Source organism: Sinorhizobium sp. CB7 (assembly GCF_041357635.1).
Lineage (GTDB): Bacteria > Pseudomonadota > Alphaproteobacteria > Rhizobiales > Rhizobiaceae > Rhizobium.
On the sequence record NZ_JAULLL010000009.1, the window covers coordinates 286,530 to 306,966 of the forward strand.

Here is a 20,437-nt window from a genome sequence, read left to right on the forward strand (position 1 = left end):
TGAAGCGCTGAGGATAGTAGGGATTCTGCGCTTTGGTTTTGATCTGGATCAAGCGCCCGAGGGAGACACATCGTGATTAACAAGGCTTTTGCAGCTCTGACCGCGCTGGTCTGTCTGCTTTTTGCTTCCGGCAGTTTTGCCGATCAGCCGCTGCCGTGGCAGGCGACATTGCAGCCAGCCGCCACGCCGATCATGCGGGAAATCCGCTGGTTCGAGCAATATACGCTCTGGTTCATCGTTCCGATCACGCTTTTCGTGCTCCTTCTCCTCGTCATCGTCGCGGTCAAGTTCCGGGCAAGCGCCAATCCGGTGCCGTCGAGGACGAGCCACAACACCTTGATCGAGGTCGCCTGGACCGTTGGTCCCGTTCTCGTTCTGCTGATGCTTGCAATTCCCTCCTTCAATCTTTTGACTGCGCAGCTCACGCTTCCCGAAAATCCGGATGTCACTGTCAAGGCAACGGCGACGCAGTGGCAATGGAATTATGAATACGAGGGCTCGGGCGAAACGCCGGTCGCCTTCGACTCCTATCTGCTCAAGGACCAGGATCGCGCCGCCGCCGGAAAGGAAGACCGGTCGGTCTATCCGCGCCTCCTGGCTGTCGACAATGAAATGATCCTTCCAGTCAACAAGACGGTGCGGGTTCTCGTGACCGCCGCCCCGACCGACGTCATTCATGCTTTTGCAATGCCGTCATTCGGCATCAAGATCGATGCCGTTCCGGGTCGTCTGAATGAGACCTGGTTCAAGGCTGAGCGCGAAGGGCTCTTCTACGGCCAGTGTTCCGAGCTCTGCGGCAAGGATCATGCCTTCATGCCGATCGCGATCCGTGTCGTCTCCGAGGACAAGTATAAGCAGTGGCTTGCCGCCGCCGCCACGGATCTTCCCGGGGCATACAAGACTCTCATGGCTGCTACCGATCGTCCCGCCAAGGACGTCGATGTCGCTGAAAACGTCGCACAGTAAGCAAGGGGATCGGGACAATGGCTGGACCTTCCGCTCACGATCATTCGCATGATCTTCAGGCCCATGACGCACATGCGCATGACGCCCACCACCACGATCACAAGCCGAGCTTCGTCAATCGTTGGTTCTTCTCGACCAACCACAAGGACATCGGCACGCTTTACCTGATCTTCGCGATCATTGCCGGCATCATCGGCGGCGCGCTCTCCGTCGCCATGCGCATGGAGCTGCAGGAGCCCGGCATCCAGATCTTCCATGGCCTGGCCTCGATGGTCTACGGCTATGAGGGCGATGCTGCGATCGACGGCGCGAAGCATATGTTCAACGTCTTCACCACCGCTCACGCGCTCATCATGATCTTCTTCATGGTCATGCCGGCCATGATCGGCGGTTTTGCCAACTGGATGGTTCCGATCATGATCGGCGCTCCGGACATGGCTTTCCCGCGTCTGAACAACATTTCCTTCTGGCTGCTCGTTCCGGCCATCCTTCTGCTCTTGCTTTCGCTGTTCGTCGAAGGCCCCGCCGGCGCTTACGGCGCAGGCGGCGGCTGGACGCTCTATCCGCCGCTGTCGACGGTCGGTCATCCAGGCGCCTCGGTCGATCTTGCGATCTTCTCGCTGCATATTGCGGGCGCTTCGTCGATCCTCGGCGCGATCAACTTCATCACGACGATCCTGAACATGCGCGCCCCCGGCATGACGCTGCACAAGATGCCGCTCTTCGCCTGGGCCGTTCTGATCACCGCCTTCCTGCTGCTGCTGTCGCTGCCGGTTCTGGCGGGCGGCATCACCATGCTTCTGACAGACCGTAACTTCGGCACGTCCTTCTTCGCGCCGGAAGGCGGCGGTGACCCGATCCTTTACCAGCACCTCTTCTGGTTCTTCGGTCACCCGGAAGTCTACATCCTGATCCTGCCCGGTTTCGGCATCATCAGCCACATCGTCGCGACCTTTTCGAGAAAGCCGGTTTTCGGCTATCTCGGCATGGCCTACGCCATGGTCGCGATCGGCGCGGTCGGTTTCGTCGTCTGGGCGCATCACATGTACACGGTCGGCCTGTCGCTCGACGCGCAGCGCTACTTCGTCTTCGCCACGATGGTCATCGCCGTCCCGACGGGCGTGAAGATCTTCTCCTGGATTGCGACGATGTGGGGCGGTTCGATCAGTTTCCGCACGCCGATGATCTGGGCGATCGGCTTCATCTTCCTGTTCACCGTCGGCGGCGTCACGGGCGTTCAGCTCGCCAATGCCGGTCTCGACCGCTCGCTGCACGACACCTATTACGTTGTGGCGCACTTCCACTACGTTCTGTCGCTTGGCGCCGTCTTTGCGATCTTCGCCGCCTGGTACTACTGGTTCCCGAAGATGACCGGCTACATGTACAACGAGTTCATTGGCAAGCTGCACTTCTGGGTCATGTTCATCGGCGTCAACCTGGTGTTTTTCCCGCAGCATTTCCTCGGGCTTGCCGGCATGCCGCGCCGTTACATCGACTATCCGGATGCCTTTGCCGGCTGGAATTTCGTATCCTCGGTCGGCTCCTATATCTCCGGCGTTGGCGTGCTGATCTTCCTCTTCGGCGTCTTCGAGGCCTTCGCCAGGAAGCGTATTGCCGGCGCCAATCCATGGGGTGAGGGTGCGACTACTCTCGAATGGCAGCTTCCTTCGCCGCCGCCTTACCATCAGTGGGAACAGCTCCCACGCATTCGGTAAGACACTGAAATCTCCGGATGCCGCAGGAAGTGCGGCATCCGGCCATAAGAAGTACAGGACGGGCCAATGACGGTTATGGACAATCACGAGATACTAGCGGACGATGGCGATATGCGCCTGTCGGAAGCGAGTGCACGTGATTATTTCGAGCTCTTGAAGCCGCGCGTCATGTCGCTCGTCGTTTTTACCGCCTTTGCCGGTCTGATACTGGCGCCGGGGCACATCAATCCCGTTCTCGGCCTCATCGCCATTCTCTGTATTGCCGTCGGCGCGGGTGCGTCGGGCGCACTGAACATGTGGTATGACGCGGACATCGACGCCATCATGAGCCGCACGGCCCGCCGGCCGATCCCTGCCGGCCGCATCGCGCCTTCGGAAGCGCTGGCCTTCGGTCTCGTACTCTCCTGTTTCTCGGTCACGATCCTCGGCCTTGCCGTAAACTGGGTCGCAGCCTCTATCCTCGCTTTCACTATCTTCTTCTATGTCGTGATCTACACGATGTGGCTGAAGCGCTCGACACCGCAGAATATCGTGATAGGCGGTGCTGCCGGCGCCTTCCCGCCGATGATCGGCTGGGCCTGCGTGACCGGGACGGTGACGATCGAAAGCGTTGTTCTCTTTCTGATCATTTTCCTATGGACGCCGGCGCACTTCTGGGCCCTCGCGCTCTTCAAGATGCGCGACTATGAGGCCGTCGGCGTTCCCATGCTGCCGAACGTCTCCGGCGAGCGGGTGACGAAACATCAGATCGTGGCCTATGCTGCGTTGACGGCGATCAGTGCCGTGGTCCCGTCGGTTCTCGGTTTCGCCAGCATCGCCTATGGTTTTGTTGCCGCGGCGCTTGGGGTCGTCTTGATCTACTGTTCCATCGCCGTCTGGCGCATGCCGGATGGCGACGCGAAGATGGTTCCGGCGAAGAAGCTTTTCGGCTTTTCGATCGTCTATCTCTTCGCCGTCTTCTCCGCCCTGATGCTCGATCGGCTCGCTGCCGCGCTGGTTTATCTCGTTGGGGGTGTTGCCTGATGGAACTCGTGAAGCTGACGGAAGCCCAAAAGAAATCGCGGCGCAACCGCAATGTCGCGCTCGGTCTCGCCCTGGCCGGGCTCGTCGTTCTGTTCTATGCCATCACGCTGGTTAAGTTCGGTGTCGGACAGGGGTGAGGCAGGAGGTGTCGGGGGTGGAGAACGTAGCGAAGCAGAAAGCCGGCCGAAACAATGGCTTGGTCGTCCTCATGTGCCTGAGCTTTGCCGTCGGCATGGGCGCGATGAGCTATGCGGCCGTCCCGCTTTATCGGATGTTCTGCCAATTGACGGGCTATAACGGCACGACCCAGCGGGTCGAGCAGGCATCGAGTGTCATTCTCGACCGCACGATGCGCGTAACCTTTGACGCCAATGTTGCGCCCGGATTGCCCTGGGAATTCAAGCCGGTTGAGCGCGAAGTCAATCCGCGGATCGGCGAGACGATCGAGGTTCGTTTTGTCGCGCAAAACAATTCCGACAAGCCGACGCGCGGCCAGGCGATCTTTAACGTGACGCCAGGTGAGGCGGGCGCCTATTTCAACAAGGTGCAGTGCTTCTGCTTCAATGAGACGGTTCTAAAGCCCGGCGAGAAGCTGGATATGCCGGTAGTATTCTACATCGATCCGGACATCACCAAGGCCGTCGAATCGAAGAATATCCACACAATAACGCTATCCTACACGTTCTATCCGCATGAGGGAACGAAGCCTGTGGCTTCGAATGGGAATGCAACGTCGGGACTTGAAAAGAAACTTTGATCGAGATCTGTTCCGGCTGCGCCGGCAGCGGAATGAAGGAAGACATTCGGGGATTTGTTGACATGGCCGATGCTCATCAGAAGAATCACGACTACCACATCATCGACCCAAGCCCGTGGCCAATACTGGCTTCCCTTGGCGCATTCATCATCACCTTTGGTGGTGTCGGCTTCATGCGTTATCTCAATGGCGGCTCGCTAAAGCTGCTCGGTCTTGAATGGGCGCATCCTTGGCTCTTCTTCGTTGGCCTCGCAATAATCTTCTATGTCATGTACGGCTGGTGGGCCGATACGATCAAGGAGGCGCACGAGGGTGCCCATACCCGCGTGGTGTCGTTGCATCTTCGCTACGGCATGATCATGTTCATCGCCTCCGAGGTGATGTTCTTCGTTGCCTGGTTCTGGGCCTATTTCGACGCCAGCCTGTTCCCCAACGAAGCGATCCAGGCGTCACGTCTTGCCTTCACCGGTGGCCAATGGCCGCCGAAGGGTATCGAGGTTCTCGATCCCTGGCACCTGCCGATCTACAACACTGTCATCCTGCTGCTTTCCGGCACGACCGTCACCTGGGCGCACCATGCGCTGCTGCATGGCGACCGCAGGGGACTGGTGCAGGGCCTGACGATTACCGTTTTGCTGGGTGTGCTCTTCTCGAGCGTGCAGGCCTATGAGTATGCGCACGCTCCTTTCGAGTTCCGGAACTCGATCTACGGCGCGACCTTCTTCATGGCGACCGGCTTCCATGGCTTCCACGTGCTGATCGGAACGATCTTCCTGCTCGTCTGCCTGATCCGCGCGATCCGCGGTGATTTCACGCCAAAGCAGCATTTCGGCTTCGAAGCCGCGGCCTGGTACTGGCACTTCGTCGACGTCGTCTGGCTGTTCCTCTTCTTCTGCATCTACGTCTGGGGTGGTTGGGGCGCTCCCGTCGCCGCCGGCTGACAGCTGGAGACAGAAAATCAAAAACGGGCGCCAATGGCGCCCGTTTTTGCTTTAACGGGTTCGTCGATTCAAAGTAAGAATACGCGTCCGATTGGACGCGCGCAGCGCCGAGCGGCCTCTACCGTTGACCTGCGATCCTCTCGAAGGCCGAGGGTTGCGGTATCCCCCGCTCCAGCCGATCGTGAATAACCTCGACACATTCGAGTGGCGTCAGAACGGAAGTATCGATCTCCAGGTCGTAGATGCCTGGTTTGTGAACCTCATCCTGCCAGCGCAGAACCGGCTCGGGAAGGGGAACATCGACAGTTGCCTTTGCGTAGAGCCCCTCGCGTCCCGCTTGCTCGATCTCGCGACGCTGCATGATGACATCGATCGGGCAGCGCACGCCAACGAAAAGCACCGGCAGTCCGGCAAGCCGTCTGGCACAGTCGGCGAGAATGCCGAGCGGCTGCGAATAGGAGTCGTGATGGCCGAGATCGGCAACGACATTTAGGCCGAAATTGGCGTGTATCGCGATCGATTCATAGAGTGACGCATAGAAGTATAATACCAAGTCCTCCAGATCGGGCCGCTCCCCGCCCGGACGAAGACCAATGCCGGGAAGATAGCGCTCCGGCGTCATCGCATTGTAGGTGTCGACGCCGATATTCATCCATGGGCCCTCGAACTTCTCCTGGATGATCTTGGCGATAGTGGATTTGCCGGATCGAGGCGCCCCATTGAGAATAATGACCTGTCCGGCATAGCTTTTGTCGTTCATCAGTTTTCTTCTTTTGTTGGCGCGAATCGCTGGGACGAAATCGCACAGGTTTTGGGGTTTCCCTTCGTCCTGCGAATAATTTATGGGAGAGTTAAGGCAGGATTGAAAAAGCGCAAAAAGCATCGACTGTATGCAAAGGAACGTAATGAGCGAAGGCAGCGCACAATTTCCGCCGGTTGATCCGGTAAAAACGGGACTGAAGGGTTGTTGCCCGCGTTGCGGCCAGGGCCGCCTGTTCGACGGCATGCTGTCGGTCAGGCAGCGTTGCGCCAATTGCGGCCTCGATTACTCCTTCGCTGACTCGGGCGATGGGCCGGCTGTCTTCGTCATCCTCATCGTGGGCTTTGTCGTCATCGGCATGGTTCTCTGGCTGGAGGTGAATTATTCGCCGCCGATCTGGGTGCACATCCTTCTCTTCGCACCGCTGACGATCGTCCTTTCGCTTCTGACCCTGCGCTGGTGCAAAGGTATCCTGATCGCGCTTCAATATCGCAACAATGCCCGTGAAGGACGTCTTGAAAGTGATTGACGCACAGGAGCCGGCCTCACGGCGCGGTCGGTTCATCGTCACCGCAGTAGCTGTGGTGGTGGCACTCGCTATTCTCCTCTCGCTCGGAACCTGGCAGGTAGAGCGCCTATACTGGAAAGAGGGACTGCTCGCCGATATTGCCGAGCGGCGTGCGGCGGCTGCAGTGCCGCTTGCCGACATCGAAGCCATCGCCGCAAGCGGTGGTGACATCGAATATCGCACCGTTACGGCGTCCGGCCGTTACATCAACAATAAGGAGCGGCACTTCTTTGCCACCTATCACGGCAGGACCGGCTATTACATCTATACGCCGCTCCAGCTCAATGATGGACGCTATCTCTTCGTCAACCGCGGCTTCGTTCCCTATGAGAACAAAGAGCCTGAAATGCGCAAGCAGGGACAACTGACCGGCCAACAGACGGTTAGCGGCCTGGCCCGGGCAAAGCTTGCGGCAAAGCCGTCCTTCCTCGTGCCGGACAACGATCTGGCTAAGAACATCTTCTATTGGAAAGATCTGGACGTCATGGCAATGAGCGTCGGTCTCGACCAGGCGAAGGTTATACCGTTCTTCGTCGATGCCGATGCCAAGCCAAACCCCAAGGGCATGCCGATTGGTGGCGTTACCGAGGTCGATCTGCCCAATAATCATCTGCAATACGCCTTGACCTGGTACGGGTTGGCGGCCGTGCTTGTCGTTATCGTGACGATATCGGTTCTGCGTGCGCGTCGGGCAGAGAAATAGATTTGCTTCAATTCGTCCCCATATTCGGCTAGAGGAACCGGCAGTGCATTACGCTGTCCTCCTCGGCAATTCTGCAAATCGGAAAAGAGATGAACATAGCGGTATCCAAGCCACCACTGACAATCAGGCTCTGCGGGCCGCGCGGCTTCTGCGCCGGCGTAGACCGCGCCATCCAGATCGTCGTGCTTGCCTTGAAGGCCTATGGTGCCCCCGTCTATGTGCGCCACGAGATCGTTCATAATCGCTATGTCGTCGAGGGACTGGAAGCCAAGGGCGCCGTCTTCGTTGAGGAGCTCGACGAAATCCCGGCCGAGCACCGCGCTCAGCCGGTGGTCTTTTCCGCTCACGGCGTGCCGAAATCCGTGCCGCAGGACGCCACCGCACGCAACCTCTTTTATCTCGACGCTACCTGTCCGCTGGTCTCGAAGGTCCACAAACAGGCCATGCGCCACAATCGTCTCGGCCGTCATGTCATCCTGATCGGCCATGCCGGTCATCCGGAAGTGATCGGAACAATGGGGCAATTGCCGGAAGGTTCGGTTTCGCTGATCGAGACGGTGGAGGACGTGGACGCCTACGAGCCCGTTGATCCGGAAAATCTTGGCTATGTCACGCAAACGACGCTTTCGGTGGACGATACCGCTGGCGTCATCGCTCGCCTTCAGGAGCGGTTTCCCGGGCTGGCGGCCCCGGCAGCCGATTCCATCTGCTATGCGACGACAAACCGTCAGGAGGTTGTGAAGGACGCGGCTCCCGGCTGCGACCTTTTCATCATCGTCGGTGCACCGAATTCATCGAATTCGAAACGTCTGGTCGAAGTCGCCTTGAGGTCGGGGGCGAAAAAGTCGCTCCTCGTGCAGCGGGCTTCGGAGCTCGACTGGGACGCGATCGGCAACATTTCGACGCTTGGCCTCTCTGCGGGTGCCTCTGCTCCGGAAGTCATCGTCAACGAGATCATCGAGGCTTTTCGCGCCCGTTTCGATGCACGCGTGGAACTGGCGGAGACCGTTCGCGAGACGGAAAATTTCCTCGTCAACCGCGAGCTGCGCAGCATCGAGCTCACGGCGGCCGACATGGCATTCGTCAACGGGGAGTAACACATCGCCGATGCGTCAAGGCATGATCCTGAAAAGTGCGTAGCGGTTTTCAGATAAGATCATGCTTGGGCTGGACATAACGCATGATCCCGAAAAGTGTGAAACGGTTTTCGGACAAGATCATGCGTGGACTGAACTTAGAGAATGATCCCGAAAAGTGCGAAACGGTTTTCAGGATGGGATCACGCGTCAATCAAAGGTTTGGAACGGGACCGATACGTGGCAGTTTATACCGATATTACCGAAGATGATTTGAGATGGTTTCTGACGGAATATGATGTGGGGACACTGCTTTCCTACAAGGGCATCGCCGAAGGCGTCGAAAACTCGAATTTCCTGCTGCACACATCGAAGAATCCGCTGATCCTGACACTCTATGAGAAGCGTGTCGAAAAGGGGGATCTGCCGTTTTTCCTGGGCCTGATGCAGCATCTCGCCTCGCGTGGATTGTCCTGCCCGCTGCCGCTGCCGCGTCGTGACGGCTCGCTGCTCGGGACACTTTCCGGTCGGCCGGCGGCGCTGATCTCCTTCCTTGAAGGCATGTGGCTGAGGAAGCCTGAGGCCAAGCATTGCCGTGAGGTCGGCAAGGCGCTGGCCCAGATGCACGTTGCGGCCGAAGGTTTCAAGATCAAGCGGCCGAACGCGCTTTCGCTGGAAGGCTGGCAGGGGCTTTGGGATAAGTCCGAGGCTCGCGCCGACGAGGTCGAGAAGGGGCTCCAGGACGAAATCCGCAACGAACTGAAATTTCTCTCGGCCAACTGGCCGAAGGAGTTGCCGGATGGCGTCATCCATGCCGATCTTTTCCCGGACAATGTCTTCTTCCTGGGCGACCAGCTTTCCGGTCTCATCGACTTTTACTTCGCCTGCAACGATCTGCTTGCCTATGACGTCTCTGTCTGCCTGAACGCCTGGTGCTTCGAGAAGGACGGCGCTTACAACATTACCAAGGGCATGGCCTTGCTCGAAGGCTATCAGAGCGTTCGCCCGCTCAGCGGAGCCGAAATTGCGGCGCTGCCCGTTCTTTCCCGCGGCTCAGCCCTGCGCTTCTTCCTCACGCGACTCTACGACTGGCTGACGACGCCGGACGGCGCGATGGTTACGAAGAAGGATCCGCTTGAGTATCTGCGCAAACTGCGTTTTCACCGGTTGGTTTCGTCCGCTGCCGAATATGGACTTGCCTAGCCATGAAGCATGTCGAGATTTTCACGGACGGCGCCTGCTCCGGCAATCCCGGACCCGGTGGCTGGGGTGCAATTCTGCGCTACGGCGATGTGGAGAAGGAAATGTTCGGCGGCGAGGCGCTGACCACCAACAACCGGATGGAGCTGATGGCCGCGATCTCAGCTCTAGGGGCCCTGAAGGAGCCCTGTGAGGTGGATCTTTATACCGACAGCAATTACGTGAAGGACGGCATTTCAAAATGGATCTTCGGCTGGAAGAAAAACGGCTGGAAAACGGCGGACAAAAAACCGGTCAAGAACGCCGAACTCTGGCAGGCGCTTGAGGAGGCGCGCAACAAGCATAAGGTTACATTGCATTGGATCAAGGGGCATGCCGGCCATCCGGAGAACGAACGCGCCGACGAGCTCGCCCGTAAGGGCATGGAGCCGTTCAAGAAGCGGTAAGGCACATTCCCTCACGGGCCACAACGACCTTTGTGCGTCTGGAATGACGCACGGCACTGCAGAACCCTGTTGCAAATCAGATGCAAGCTATGCAGCGAGTGCACTTGCTCTCGGCTGCTTTCCCTCTATTCTGCGGCAAAACACGAGAGGGAGATCTTGCGAATGATTCTGCATTGCGTCTTTCTGCGGTTCAAGGCCGCTGTGACCCAGGCGGAAAAGCAGTCCGTCTTCGAGGCTGTCGCCGCGTTGAAGCAGGTCATTTCCGGCATTCTCGATGTGAAATTCGGACCGAACATTTCGCCTGAAGGACTGCATGGCGGCTTCGTCGACGGTTTTGCAGTCACTTTCGAAAGTCCTGATGCAAGGGATGCCTATCTTGTCAATCCTGCGCATGTGGCCGTCGGCGAGCGCCTTGTGTCGCTGACGGATGGAGGGCTTGCCGGGCTTCTCGTCTTCGATCTGAAGATCTGACCTTCGCAAGGGCCGCCCGATCGCGGCCCTTCCTTCGATGGAAGGTTCAGCTCGATTTCGTCATGGCCGAAGAGAGCTGATCGACATTGTAGCGGAACATCTTCTCGTAGGTCGGCGCCGGTCCTTCCGTATCGGAGAGCGACTCGACATAGAGCTCGCCGCCCGGTTCAGCGCCGGTTGCCTCCGCGACTTGCTTGACCAGGCGCGGGTCGTTGGAATTTTCGAAGAAATAGGTTTTCACATGCTCCGACTTGATCTGCTCGATCAGTTTGGAAACGTCGGCGGCTGAAGCTTCCGCTTCCGTCGATACGCCGATAGGCGAGAGGAACGTGATACCGTATTCACGGCCGAAATAGCCAAAGGCGTCGTGGCTGGTCAGGATCTTGCGGCGATCATCCGCGACTGCGTCAAATTTTGAATGTGCATAGGTATCGAGCTCGGTCAAGGTCCTGGTGTAGCGCTCGGCATTGGCCTTGAATGCGGCAGTATCGGCGGGATCGGCAGCCGAAAGCGCTTTCTCGATATTGGCGACCCAGATCTTGACATTGACCGGGCTATTCCAGACGTGCGGATCGGTGACCGTTTCACCGTCTTCTTCCATCGTCCGGGTATTGACGCCCTCGGAAACGACAACCGGCTTGCCTTTGTAGCCGGATGCGCTGATCAGCCGGTCCATCCAGCCTTCCAGACCTTCGCCGCTGACGAAGGCGACCCTTGCGGCGTTGAGGTTCTTGGCATCTGCCGGCGACGGCTCGAATTCATGGGGGTCGCCATTCGGACCGACGAGGCTCGTCACCTTCACATGATCGCCGCCGACCTGCTTGACGACATCGGCGAGCACGGTGAAGGAGGCGACGACATCAAGCGTTTCGGCGGAGGCAGGAACGGACGAGAAGGCGAGCAGTGCGGGCAGGGCTGCCGATAGCAGAAGTCTCGGATGGTACATGGAAGTCTCCGTGTTTAGCCCGCAAGATGCGGGCGGGGAAAGAAACGCCAGGCGATGCCGGACGGTGCGATGAAAATGGAGAGGCAATAGATCAGGGCGGCTGTCATGATGATCGTCGGCCCGGAGGCGAATTCGAGATGGTAGGAGGCGATGAGGCCGACATAGCCGGAGATGGCGGCGCTACCGGCTGCAATTGCGATCATCGCCGGCAGATTGCGCGACCACAGATGTGATATTGCGGCTGGCATCATCATCAGGCCGACTGCCATCAGCGTTCCGAGCGCCTGGAAACTGGCGACAAGATTGAGCACCACCAGGAGCAGGAACAGGAAATGATAGATCGGGCCGCGCCCGCCGACGGCGCGCAGGAATCCAGGATCGAAGCATTCAGTCACCAGCGGCCGATAGATGATCGCAAGCACGGCAAGCGTCACGGAGGTGATTGCTCCGATCTGGAATAGTGCGGACGCGTCGATCGCCAGGATGGTGCCGAACAGGACGTGCAGCAGGTCGATATTGGAGCCGTGCAGCGAGACGATCAGGACTCCGAGCGCCAGAGAGGTGAGATAGAAGCTGGCAAAACTGGCATCCTCCTGCAGGACCGTCGTGCGACTGACGACACCGGAAAGAAGCGCCACGGAAAGCCCGGCCACCATTCCGCCAAGCCCCATCGCCGTCAGCGACAGCGAACCGGTGACGAGATAGCCGACGGCCGCACCCGGCAGCACCGCATGGCTCATGGCATCACCCATGAGGCTCATCCGCCGCAACATCAGGAAAACGCCGATGGGGCCGGAACCAAGCCCCAGGCAGAGGCAGGCGACCAGCGCCCGGCGCATGAACCCGTAATCGACGACAGGAGCGAGAAAGATGTCATAGGCGGTCATGCCGCAGGAACCTTCTTCTCTGGCAGGCAAACGGCCGCATCCTCATCCCATGTCTCGGCCATGGCGCGCGCCTGCCGCAGATTGGCGGACGACAGGACGTCCGCTGTCCGGCCCCAGCCGATGAGTTCGCGTGCGAGCAGCAGCGTGTGCGGGAAGTGCGCCCGTACCTGGTCAAAGTCGTGCAGCACGGCGATCACGGTGCGGCCGTCGTCGTGCCAGCGCGCTATGATGCCGAAGAGATCGCTTACGGTTCGGGCATCGATCGCCGTGAACGGTTCGTCGAGGAGGATGACACATGCATCCTGCAGCAACAGCCGGGCAAACAGCACGCGCTGGAACTGGCCCGCCGACAACGAGCCGATGTGTCGCCGCTCGAAACCTTCGAGGCCGACGAGTGCCAGCACCTCATGCACCCTCTGACGATCCTTGCGGGAGACGCTGCCAAAGGCTCCGATATTTTTCCATGCGCCAAGCGTAACGCAGTCGGCAACCGAGATCGGAAAACGGCGGTTGATCTCGGCGGCCTGCGGCAAATAGCCGAAATCCGCACGTGCCAGATTATGTCTGGCAATGCAGCCGCTGGCCGGCTGCAACTCGTCCATGAGCGCCTTCAATAGAGTCGATTTCCCCGCACCGTTTGGTCCGGCGATGGCGGTCAGGCTGCCGGGAAGGAAAGCTCCGGATATGTTGTGGATGGCCGGGCGCCGGTCATAGGAGACGGTCAAATCGGTCAAGCGGATGAGCGGGATGGTCATGGCAGCAGCACAGCCCAGGAGATGGCCACCCACAACAAACCAATGAGGATCGCTGAGAGAAGAAGTCGGGCAGGAGCGGATTGCCCCATCAGAGAGAAAGCAGAGGAATCGCGACCGGGTGGCATAGCGTATCTTTCGATCTATTAATGTAATAACGTAACAAAAATGTTATAAAGTAACAATTACGGCAAAAAGGTGGCGAACGTTACCGCCGAAGCAGACAATGAAAAAGGCGGCGAGGGTGACCCCGCCGCCTGCGTGACGCTTTTTCGAAGGTCGGGATTGACGTCAGAGCTGCTCGATCATCGCGGCCGCGCCGGAAACCGTTGCCTGACCGGGCGTTTCCTCTACGTTCAGCGACCGCACGACACCGTCCTCGACCAGCATCGAATAGCGCTTGGAGCGCAGCCCGAGACCGCCGGCGGAAAGGTCGACCTCAAGCCCGACGGCCTTGGTGAAAGCGCCGTCCCAGTCGGCGAGGAAGTGAATTTTGCCGATACCGCCGGAAGACTGCGCCCATGCGCCCATGACGTGCCAGTCGTTGACGGCAAGCACCGCAATATCATCGACACCTTTGGCGAGGATCGCATCGCGGTTTTCGAGATAACCTGGCAGATGGTTCAGCGAGCAGGTCGGCGTAAAGGCGCCGGGAACGGCAAAGAGCACGACACGCTTGCCCTTGAAAAGCTGATCCGTGCTGATTTCGACCGGGCCGTCGGCAGTCTTTTCTTTGAAGGTGGCAGCAGGCAGTTTATCGCCGATTGCGATGGTCATGGGCTTCTCCTCATGGCGCTGGATGGGCGGCAGAACCGCCGCTTTAAGCTCGACTATAGAATGGGCCTAGTCAAAGGCAAGGGTCGTTTCCATGGCGCGCTTGCCGTCGATGACGACAAGGCCCCATGTCTTTCCGTGGATGTCATAGTTTTTCGGCAGCTTGCCGATTGCAATGTTCGTTTCGAACAGCTTGCCGTCACGCCTGCCGTTTTCCTGTTTGAAGAAGACATGTCCGCTCGGGCCGGTCACGATGACCTCGGGCAGGGCGGATCCACTTTCCGGCACCGTCAGCTGTAGGGACAACTGCTTGCCGTCGGAAGATAACTGGTGTCCCCGCACGGCAAAGTCGATAGACGGTGATTCCGGTAACGCGGCGGCGGATTGCAGGATGGTTTCTTCCTCGGGGAGGCTCTGTGAGACCGGAGCAAGCGTCAGGGAAAACTCCGCCTGGAAAGGAATGCAGATATCCTTGCAGATGCCGATAAAGGCTGTCGCCTCGATCTTTGCCGGTTTGCTGGGCTCCGTCGCAATGAAAGTGAGCGGCAGCGCCACCGGCGCGTCATAGCCAATGTCCTCAACCTTGCCATCCGAAAGAATTTTGGGCACCGGATAGTCAACGCGCTCGAGCCTGATGTCGCTTCCCGTCACGGTGACTTGCGGCGGGATGCCGCTGTTTCCCGGTTCACGCCAATAGGTGATCCAACCGGGCTTAGGCTCGATCTGCAGCGCCGCCTTGATTCTGCCGGTCGCGTCGGGGTTCAGCGCCACGAGGCGCATGCGTCCGCCTTCGCCCGAAACCCACGGCGTCATGCCGGCGTTTGCTGGCCAAAGCGATCCGAAGAGGCCGCCGAGCAAGGCGGCGCAGAGTAAAAGCGGGCGCGCGGTGCGAAAAATTATCATCATGGAACAATGATTTACCCAATAGGGCGAGCGTAGGCCAGAACGCTTGATAGATAAATGATCATTTCCAGTTGATTGATTTGTGACATTGCCCCATCTTTCTCTTGTCGGGGCGTGATCTTTCCTTGCGGGAACGATCCGCCGTGCACCGGCAGTCAGGAGGAACGATGTCCTTATCGACTCTGAAGAACAGGCGTGAACGTGGCTTCCTTGACGGCCAGTTTCTGATCGCCATGCCATGCATCGCCGACAGCAATTTTGCACGCACCGTCATCTATGTCTGCGCGCATTCCGGCGCTGGCGCCATGGGTTTCGTAATCAACCGGCCGCAGGAACTCACCTTTACCGATGTTCTGTTGCATCTGGAGATGATCAAGCGGGACGATGCCATCCTGTTGCCGAAGTATGCCCGCGATTTCCCCATACAGACCGGCGGCCCGGTCGAGAGCGGGCGCGGCTTCGTGCTGCATTCGGATGACTATGTCAGTGACTCCAGCATTCCCGTCAGCGACGACATCTGCCTGACCGCCACGCTCGATATCGTGCGCGCGATCTCGCAGGGCGGCGGACCGAAGCGGGCAACTATGCTGCTCGGCTATGTCGGCTGGTCGGCTGGACAGCTTGAAAGCGAGATCGCCAACAATGGCTGGCTCAATTGCCCCGCCAACGAGGAGCTGATCTTCGATCGGAGTCTCGAAGGCAAGTATGATCGGGTGCTGGCCTCGATGGGTGTTACGCCCTCAATGCTGTCGCCGGACGCTGGCCACGCGTGAGGCTGAGGACGCTGTCGGCGGAACCGACAGGTGTTGTGTGAGTTTTGGAAGGCCCACTGCTTCCTGCAGCGGGCCTTTTTCACATCAACCAGTTAGAGCGGGATTTTCGGCCGAAAACCGCACACACTTTTCGGTATTTCGCTCTCGTTGAAAGGGCATCGGATGAGGCTCTTTGCTTGCGACCATTGCGACCAGACGATCCATTTCGATAACCGGCAATGCGTCCGATGCGGCCATCGGCTCGGCTTCCTGCCGGAACTCATCGCCATGCGCGCTCTTGTGCCCGAAGGCGGCAATGGCTGGCGGCTCGTTGCCGAAGCGGGCGGCGACGTTCGTTTCTGCGCCAATGCAGGGCTCGACATCTGCAACTGGCTCGTCGCCGCGGAAGATCCGGATGACTTCTGCATCGCCTGTCGCCATAACCGCCTGGTTCCGAACACGGCGACGGAAGAGGGCGTCAATCGCTGGCGCCGCATCAGCCAGGCACAGCGGCATCTCTTCTATTCTCTGTTGCGGTGGAATCTTCCACATCCGACCCGTAAGGAAGATCCCGAGGGAGGACTCGTTTTTGATTTCTTGGAAGATGAAGTGACAAGCGACGGCAACCTGGTCCCGGCGATGACCGGTCATGAGGAGGGTCTGATCGCCATTCGCGCGGCCGAGGCGGACGACGTCACACGAGAGCAGGCCCGAGCCTCCATGAACGAACCCTACCGCACCCTGCTCGGTCACTTCAGGCATGAGAGTGGTCATTTCATCTGGAACAAGCTCGTGCGTGATCGCAACCAGTTCGAGCCGTTCCGCGCCGTCTTCGGTGACGAGCGGCAAGATTATGGAGCGGCACTTCAATGCCACTACGATAACGGTCCCCCGCTTAACTGGCAGGAAAGCTTCATCAGCTCCTATGCTAGCGCGCATCCCTGGGAAGACTTCGCCGAATGCTTTGCCCACTATCTCCATATCGTCGACGCGTTAGAGACGGCGCGCTCCTTTGGCATGACCATTGATCCGCGTGGGCATGAGGAGATGGCGGCCGGGGTGGATTTCAATCCCTATAGGGCCAGAAGCGCGAATCAACTCGTCAGCGCGTGGATTCCGCTGAGCGTCGCGATCAACTCCATTCAGCGCAGCATGGGACAGTCCGATTCCTATCCCTTTATCCTGTCGCCGCCGGTGATCGCCAAGCTGGAATACCTGCATGGCCTGATAGCATCCGCATGACCCTGCTTGAGTTGTAGCGCACTGTTATGCGCGCTTGGTCAACGGAAAGCGTTCCTTCAGCAACCGCAGGACCGAATCCGATCCCATCGGTGGGCCGAAGATGAAGCTCTGACCGTAGCTGCAGCCCATCTTTGCAAGTTCGACGGCGTCCTCGTCGGTCTCGATTCCCTCCGCGACGACCTTCATGTCCAGCTCCCGTGCCATCGAGATCACGGAACGCAGCACGGTCGCTTTCTTGTCGCTGGTGTCGCGAACCAGTGCCTTGTCCAGCTTGATCGTATCGAAGGGGAAGCGTGTCAGATAGGCGAGCGACGAATAGCCGGTACCGAAATCGTCAAGTGCCAGGCCCAGCCCCGCCTCCTTCAGCTTGCCGAGCACAAGACGCGCTTGCTCCGGATTCTCCATAACCATGGATTCCGTGAGTTCAAGCTTGAGATGGCTTGGATCGCAATGGGTCTTGGCAAGCAGCGAGCGGACATCGTCATAGAGCTCGTTATTGAGAAGCTGCACGCTCGACAGGTTGATCGACACGAAGATCGGCAGTTCGCCCGTCTGGTTCTGCCAGGACATGAGATCGCTGGTTGCCTGTTCGAGCGCGAACATGCCTAGCGGGCCGATGATGTCGGAAGCCTCCGCGATCGGAATGAATTCCGAAGGCGGAATATTGCCACGCTTGGGATGCTCCCAGCGCATCAGTGCCTCGAAGCCGGCAATCTCGACATCCTCCAGCCTTGCGATCGGCTGATAGACGAGCGACAGCTCTCTGCGTTCGAGCGCCCGGCGCAGATCGGATTCGAGCTGCAGCCGATCGGTGCCGAAATTGCGGAAGGCCGGCTGGAAGGGTTCGACCCGGTTGCCGCCGGCGCGTTTTGCCCGATACATGGCGAGCTCCGCATCGCCGAGCAGGCTGGAAGCGCTTTCCTGCTGGTCCACCCAGGAGGCAAGGCCGATCGATGCCGTCAGGATGATCTCGCGATTGGCGAAAGTGAGCGGTACCATGATCGCCTTGCTGACGGCATCGGCAAAGTCGGCGACCTTTGCCGGATCGCGCTCGGAAACGAGAATGAGGCCGAACTGGTCGCCGGAAAGCCGCGCCAGCGTATCCTGGGGCTTGAGCAGGCGCCGCAGGCGCCGCGTCAGCGCAATCAGGATATTGTCGCCTGCTGCCACGCCGAGGGAATCGTTGACTAGCTTGTAGCGGTCGATATCGATCACCATCACGGTTGGGCGGACGATGTCGCCGCTGGGGGCGAGCGCGAGAACCGCCTGCAGGCGATCGAGGAAGACCTGCCGGTTGGGAAGGCCGGTGAGATTGTCGTTCAGAGCATCGTGCAGGAGTCTTTCGACTGAATTCTTCTGCTCGGTGACATCGACGATCGTACCGACGCAGCGGATGATCTCGCCGTTGGATCCCAGCACCGGCCGCGCGCGGATCGAAAGCCAGTGAAAGTGTCCGTCCTCGGCGCGAACGCGGAACTCGTGGCTCAGGCGACCGCGCCGGTGCTCGAGCAGGACGTCGAGTGTGGCGCGGAAGCGGTCGCGGTCATCAGGATGCAGCCGCGGCAGCCAGTTGCGGGCCGCGCCATGCATCGTGCCGGGTGAAAGACCGAGCTTCAGCGAGATATCGGGTATGGTGACGACGCGGTCGCGCGCCACGTCCCAATCCCAGACGGTGTCGCCCGAGCCCGTCAACGCCAGCGATTGCCGTTCGAGATCGGAAAAAAGACCCTGCTGGAAGGCGCCTCCGGCAAAAGCGTGCTGCATCACCGTAAAGCCGATGAGGAGCACGATCAGGACGAGACCGCCGCCGAGCGCCGGCTGTATGATATCGTTGTCGAGCTTGCCGGTCACCGTCAGCCAGGCGCCGAACAGCCAGACGAGGATCAATGCCCAGGCGGGCACCAGCAGGATTGCCCGGTCATAGCGGTTGAAGCCGAGATAGATGATAAGCAGGATGCCGGCCGTAGCTGTCAGCGCGAAGGACAGCCGGGCGATGCCCGAAGCGATCGACGGATCATAGATCGCCACGCCGAAGAGCAGCGTCAGTCCTAGGACCCAGGCGAGCGTGACATAGCCCAGATGCGCATGCCATCGGTTGAGATTGAGATAGGTGAACAGAAATATGACTAGACTCGATGCCAGCGCCACCTCGGCGCAGGCACGCCATATTCGCTGGTCGCTCGATGTAATGCTGATCAGTTTTTCGAGAAAGCCGAAATCGACGCAGATGTAGCCGAGCACGGCCCAGGCGAGTGCGGCTGTCGCCGGGAGCATGGATGTGCCCTTGACGACGAAGAGAATGGTCAGGAACACGGCAAGCAGGCCGGCGATGCCGAGTACGATGCCGCGATAGAGCGTGAACGCGTTGACGGTGTCCTTGTAGGCGTTCGGCTCCCAAAGATAGATCTGCGGCAGCTCCGGCGAGGAAAGTTCGGCGACGAAGGTGATGACGGAACCGGGATTGAGCGTGATGCGGAAGATATCGGCCTCGTCACTTGGTTGCCGATCGAGCGCGAAACCTTCGCTCGGCGTGATCGCGATGATGCGCTGCGAGCCAAGGTCCGGCCAGAAGAGCTTGGAATTCACGAGGCGAAAATGCGGTGCGACGATGACGCGCTCGAGCTGTTCTTCCGAAACATTGGCGAGCGCGAAGACGGCCCAGTCGCCCTGATGGTTCTCGGAGCTGGAGCGTACTTCGATGCGGCGGCGGATGCCATCGGCGCCGGCCGCCGTCGAGACCTGGAAGGCTTCCCCCTGATTGGCATAGATTTCAGTCGTGGCCGTCAGGTCGAGGGCGGTATCGTCGCGGGAAATCTTCACCGGCTCTGCCGCCTGGGCGCTGCCGGCCATCAAGGCGATGACGGATATGAAAACGGCTGCCATCACCGCGATCAAACGGCTCGCCGGCGACAGAGGCAGCATACGGTCTTTGGTCATCTGCTGTCGGTTTTCCTGCTCGTGTCAGCGTCCGTGACCAAGCGGGAAAACATCACATGATCGCGCCACTGGCCGTTGATTTTCAAATATCCGCGCAAATAGCCTTCCTTCTGAAACCCGGCTTTTTCAAGCAGGCGCATACTCCGTTCATTATCCGGAATACAGGCTGCTTCAATACGGTGCAACTCAAGTCCGGAAAAGATGTACGGTATAACCAATTGAAGTGCGGCGAACATATGACCCTTGCCGGCATGACGCTCGCCCATCCAGTAGCCGATCATGCAGCTTTGCGCCGCACCGCGGCGGATATAGCCGATGGTAAGCCCACCGAGCAGGGTGGAATTTTCCTTAAGAAACAGGAAAAGAGGGACGGCCTGTCCGGAAGCGTATTCCTGCTTGGCTCGAATCACGCGGGCGCGAAATGAGCCCTCCGTCAATTCGTCACGGCGCCATGTCGGCTCCCAAGGTTCCAGGAAAAGGCGGCTTTCAGCACGCAGCCTGTGCCATTGATTGAAGTCCGAATACCGGGGCAGCCGAAGCAGGTAGGTCGCGTTTTCTATCTCTATGGTGTCCGGCTGCCGTGACAGGAACCGAAAAACCGATTTTGGCATCCATTAC

Annotated in this window: 22 protein-coding genes; 14 read left to right on the forward strand and 8 right to left on the reverse strand. The window is 59.1% G+C overall.

The features are described from left to right. Window positions 1-72: 72 nt before the first annotated feature. The 6 genes from coxB to AAE029_RS18910 all read left to right on the forward strand — a co-directional run bounded on the left by coxB (window position 73) and on the right by AAE029_RS18910 (window position 5,402). Window positions 73-966 carry a cytochrome c oxidase subunit II gene (coxB, locus tag AAE029_RS18885; RefSeq protein WP_371074402.1) on the forward strand — a complete coding sequence of 298 codons (894 nt, stop codon included), beginning with the start codon at window positions 73-75 and terminating at the stop codon, window positions 964-966. Window positions 967-983: 17 nt separating this feature from the next. Further along, complete coding sequence (gene ctaD, locus AAE029_RS18890; protein WP_371074403.1) at window positions 984-2,681, forward strand: cytochrome c oxidase subunit I; 1,698 nt, start codon at window positions 984-986, stop codon at window positions 2,679-2,681. Window positions 2,682-2,747: 66 nt separating this feature from the next. Further along, window positions 2,748-3,704, forward strand: coding sequence for a heme o synthase (locus AAE029_RS18895; protein ID WP_371074404.1), 957 nt, complete (start codon window positions 2,748-2,750; stop codon window positions 3,702-3,704). Then, window positions 3,704-3,841: a hypothetical protein gene (locus tag AAE029_RS18900; RefSeq protein ID WP_371074405.1), complete on the forward strand. Its 138-nt coding sequence runs from the start codon at window positions 3,704-3,706 to the stop codon at window positions 3,839-3,841. The genes AAE029_RS18895 and AAE029_RS18900 overlap by 1 nt, the downstream gene beginning before the upstream one ends. 17 nt (window positions 3,842-3,858) lie before the next feature. Beyond that, a complete protein-coding gene (locus tag AAE029_RS18905; RefSeq protein WP_371074406.1) occupies window positions 3,859-4,461 on the forward strand; it encodes a cytochrome c oxidase assembly protein in 603 nt (200 codons plus the stop codon). 62 nt (window positions 4,462-4,523) lie between these two features. After that, the gene (locus AAE029_RS18910; protein ID WP_371074407.1) at window positions 4,524-5,402 is read left to right on the forward strand and encodes a cytochrome c oxidase subunit 3; all 879 of its coding nucleotides are present in this window, start codon (window positions 4,524-4,526) and stop codon (window positions 5,400-5,402) included. Between the two features lie 118 nt (window positions 5,403-5,520). On the opposite strand, the gene AAE029_RS18915 is transcribed toward AAE029_RS18910, so the two are convergent. Next, window positions 5,521-6,162, reverse strand: a complete 642-nt coding sequence (locus tag AAE029_RS18915) for a chloramphenicol phosphotransferase CPT family protein (protein ID WP_371074408.1) — start codon at window positions 6,160-6,162, stop codon at window positions 5,521-5,523. A gap of 145 nt (window positions 6,163-6,307) precedes the next feature. Between AAE029_RS18915 and AAE029_RS18920 the strand changes: the two genes are divergently transcribed. The 6 genes from AAE029_RS18920 (at window position 6,308) to AAE029_RS18945 (ending at window position 10,626) form a co-directional block, all read left to right on the forward strand. Then, complete coding sequence (locus AAE029_RS18920) at window positions 6,308-6,691, forward strand: DUF983 domain-containing protein (RefSeq protein WP_371074409.1); 384 nt, start codon at window positions 6,308-6,310, stop codon at window positions 6,689-6,691. Continuing rightward, window positions 6,660-7,433 (forward strand): SURF1 family protein, encoded by a 774-nt coding sequence (locus AAE029_RS18925; RefSeq protein ID WP_371074410.1) that lies wholly within the window; start codon window positions 6,660-6,662, stop codon window positions 7,431-7,433. The genes AAE029_RS18920 and AAE029_RS18925 overlap by 32 nt, the downstream gene beginning before the upstream one ends. Window positions 7,434-7,522: 89 nt before the next feature. Beyond that, the gene (ispH, locus tag AAE029_RS18930) at window positions 7,523-8,530 is read left to right on the forward strand and encodes a 4-hydroxy-3-methylbut-2-enyl diphosphate reductase (RefSeq protein WP_371074411.1); all 1,008 of its coding nucleotides are present in this window, start codon (window positions 7,523-7,525) and stop codon (window positions 8,528-8,530) included. Between the two features lie 219 nt (window positions 8,531-8,749). Beyond that, window positions 8,750-9,712 carry a homoserine kinase gene (locus AAE029_RS18935; RefSeq protein ID WP_371074412.1) on the forward strand — a complete coding sequence of 321 codons (963 nt, stop codon included), beginning with the start codon at window positions 8,750-8,752 and terminating at the stop codon, window positions 9,710-9,712. A 2-nt stretch (window positions 9,713-9,714) separates the two neighbouring features. Further along, window positions 9,715-10,155 (forward strand): ribonuclease HI, encoded by a 441-nt coding sequence (rnhA, locus tag AAE029_RS18940; RefSeq protein ID WP_371074413.1) that lies wholly within the window; start codon window positions 9,715-9,717, stop codon window positions 10,153-10,155. Window positions 10,156-10,317: 162 nt separating this feature from the next. Beyond that, on the forward strand, window positions 10,318-10,626 hold the full coding sequence (locus AAE029_RS18945) for a Dabb family protein (RefSeq protein ID WP_371074414.1): 309 nt from the start codon (window positions 10,318-10,320) through the stop codon (window positions 10,624-10,626). A gap of 46 nt (window positions 10,627-10,672) precedes the next feature. Here the strand turns inward: AAE029_RS18945 and AAE029_RS18950 are convergent, their stop codons facing one another. The 5 genes from AAE029_RS18950 to AAE029_RS18970 form a co-directional block, all read right to left on the reverse strand. After that, entirely contained in the window at window positions 10,673-11,572 is a 900-nt protein-coding gene (locus tag AAE029_RS18950) for a metal ABC transporter substrate-binding protein (protein WP_371074415.1), read from the reverse strand. Window positions 11,573-11,586: 14 nt separating this feature from the next. Further along, window positions 11,587-12,459 (reverse strand): metal ABC transporter permease, encoded by an 873-nt coding sequence (locus tag AAE029_RS18955; protein WP_371074416.1) that lies wholly within the window; start codon window positions 12,457-12,459, stop codon window positions 11,587-11,589. Beyond that, window positions 12,456-13,214, reverse strand: a complete 759-nt coding sequence (locus AAE029_RS18960) for a metal ABC transporter ATP-binding protein (protein ID WP_371074417.1) — start codon at window positions 13,212-13,214, stop codon at window positions 12,456-12,458. Before AAE029_RS18960 ends, AAE029_RS18955 begins: the two co-directional genes overlap by 4 nt. Window positions 13,215-13,502: 288 nt before the next feature. Continuing rightward, window positions 13,503-13,988, reverse strand: a complete 486-nt coding sequence (locus AAE029_RS18965) for a peroxiredoxin (RefSeq protein WP_371074418.1) — start codon at window positions 13,986-13,988, stop codon at window positions 13,503-13,505. 66 nt (window positions 13,989-14,054) lie between these two features. Next, window positions 14,055-14,891 carry a protein-disulfide reductase DsbD domain-containing protein gene (locus tag AAE029_RS18970; RefSeq protein WP_371074419.1) on the reverse strand — a complete coding sequence of 279 codons (837 nt, stop codon included), beginning with the start codon at window positions 14,889-14,891 and terminating at the stop codon, window positions 14,055-14,057. Between the two features lie 164 nt (window positions 14,892-15,055). On the opposite strand from AAE029_RS18970, the gene AAE029_RS18975 reads away from it, so the two are divergent. Together AAE029_RS18975 and AAE029_RS18980 are read left to right on the forward strand one after the other, a co-directional pair. Further along, complete coding sequence (locus AAE029_RS18975; RefSeq protein WP_371074420.1) at window positions 15,056-15,661, forward strand: YqgE/AlgH family protein; 606 nt, start codon at window positions 15,056-15,058, stop codon at window positions 15,659-15,661. A 162-nt stretch (window positions 15,662-15,823) separates the two neighbouring features. Then, complete coding sequence (locus AAE029_RS18980) at window positions 15,824-16,882, forward strand: putative zinc-binding metallopeptidase (protein ID WP_371074421.1); 1,059 nt, start codon at window positions 15,824-15,826, stop codon at window positions 16,880-16,882. A gap of 24 nt (window positions 16,883-16,906) precedes the next feature. Here AAE029_RS18980 and AAE029_RS18985 read toward each other — a convergent pair whose 3' ends face one another. Both AAE029_RS18985 and AAE029_RS18990 read right to left on the reverse strand, forming a co-directional pair. Next, window positions 16,907-19,819, reverse strand: coding sequence for an EAL domain-containing protein (locus tag AAE029_RS18985; protein WP_371074422.1), 2,913 nt, complete (start codon window positions 19,817-19,819; stop codon window positions 16,907-16,909). Then, window positions 19,816-20,430 (reverse strand): GNAT family N-acetyltransferase, encoded by a 615-nt coding sequence (locus AAE029_RS18990; protein WP_371074423.1) that lies wholly within the window; start codon window positions 20,428-20,430, stop codon window positions 19,816-19,818. The genes AAE029_RS18985 and AAE029_RS18990 overlap by 4 nt, the downstream gene beginning before the upstream one ends. Between the last annotated feature and the right edge of the window lie 7 nt (window positions 20,431-20,437).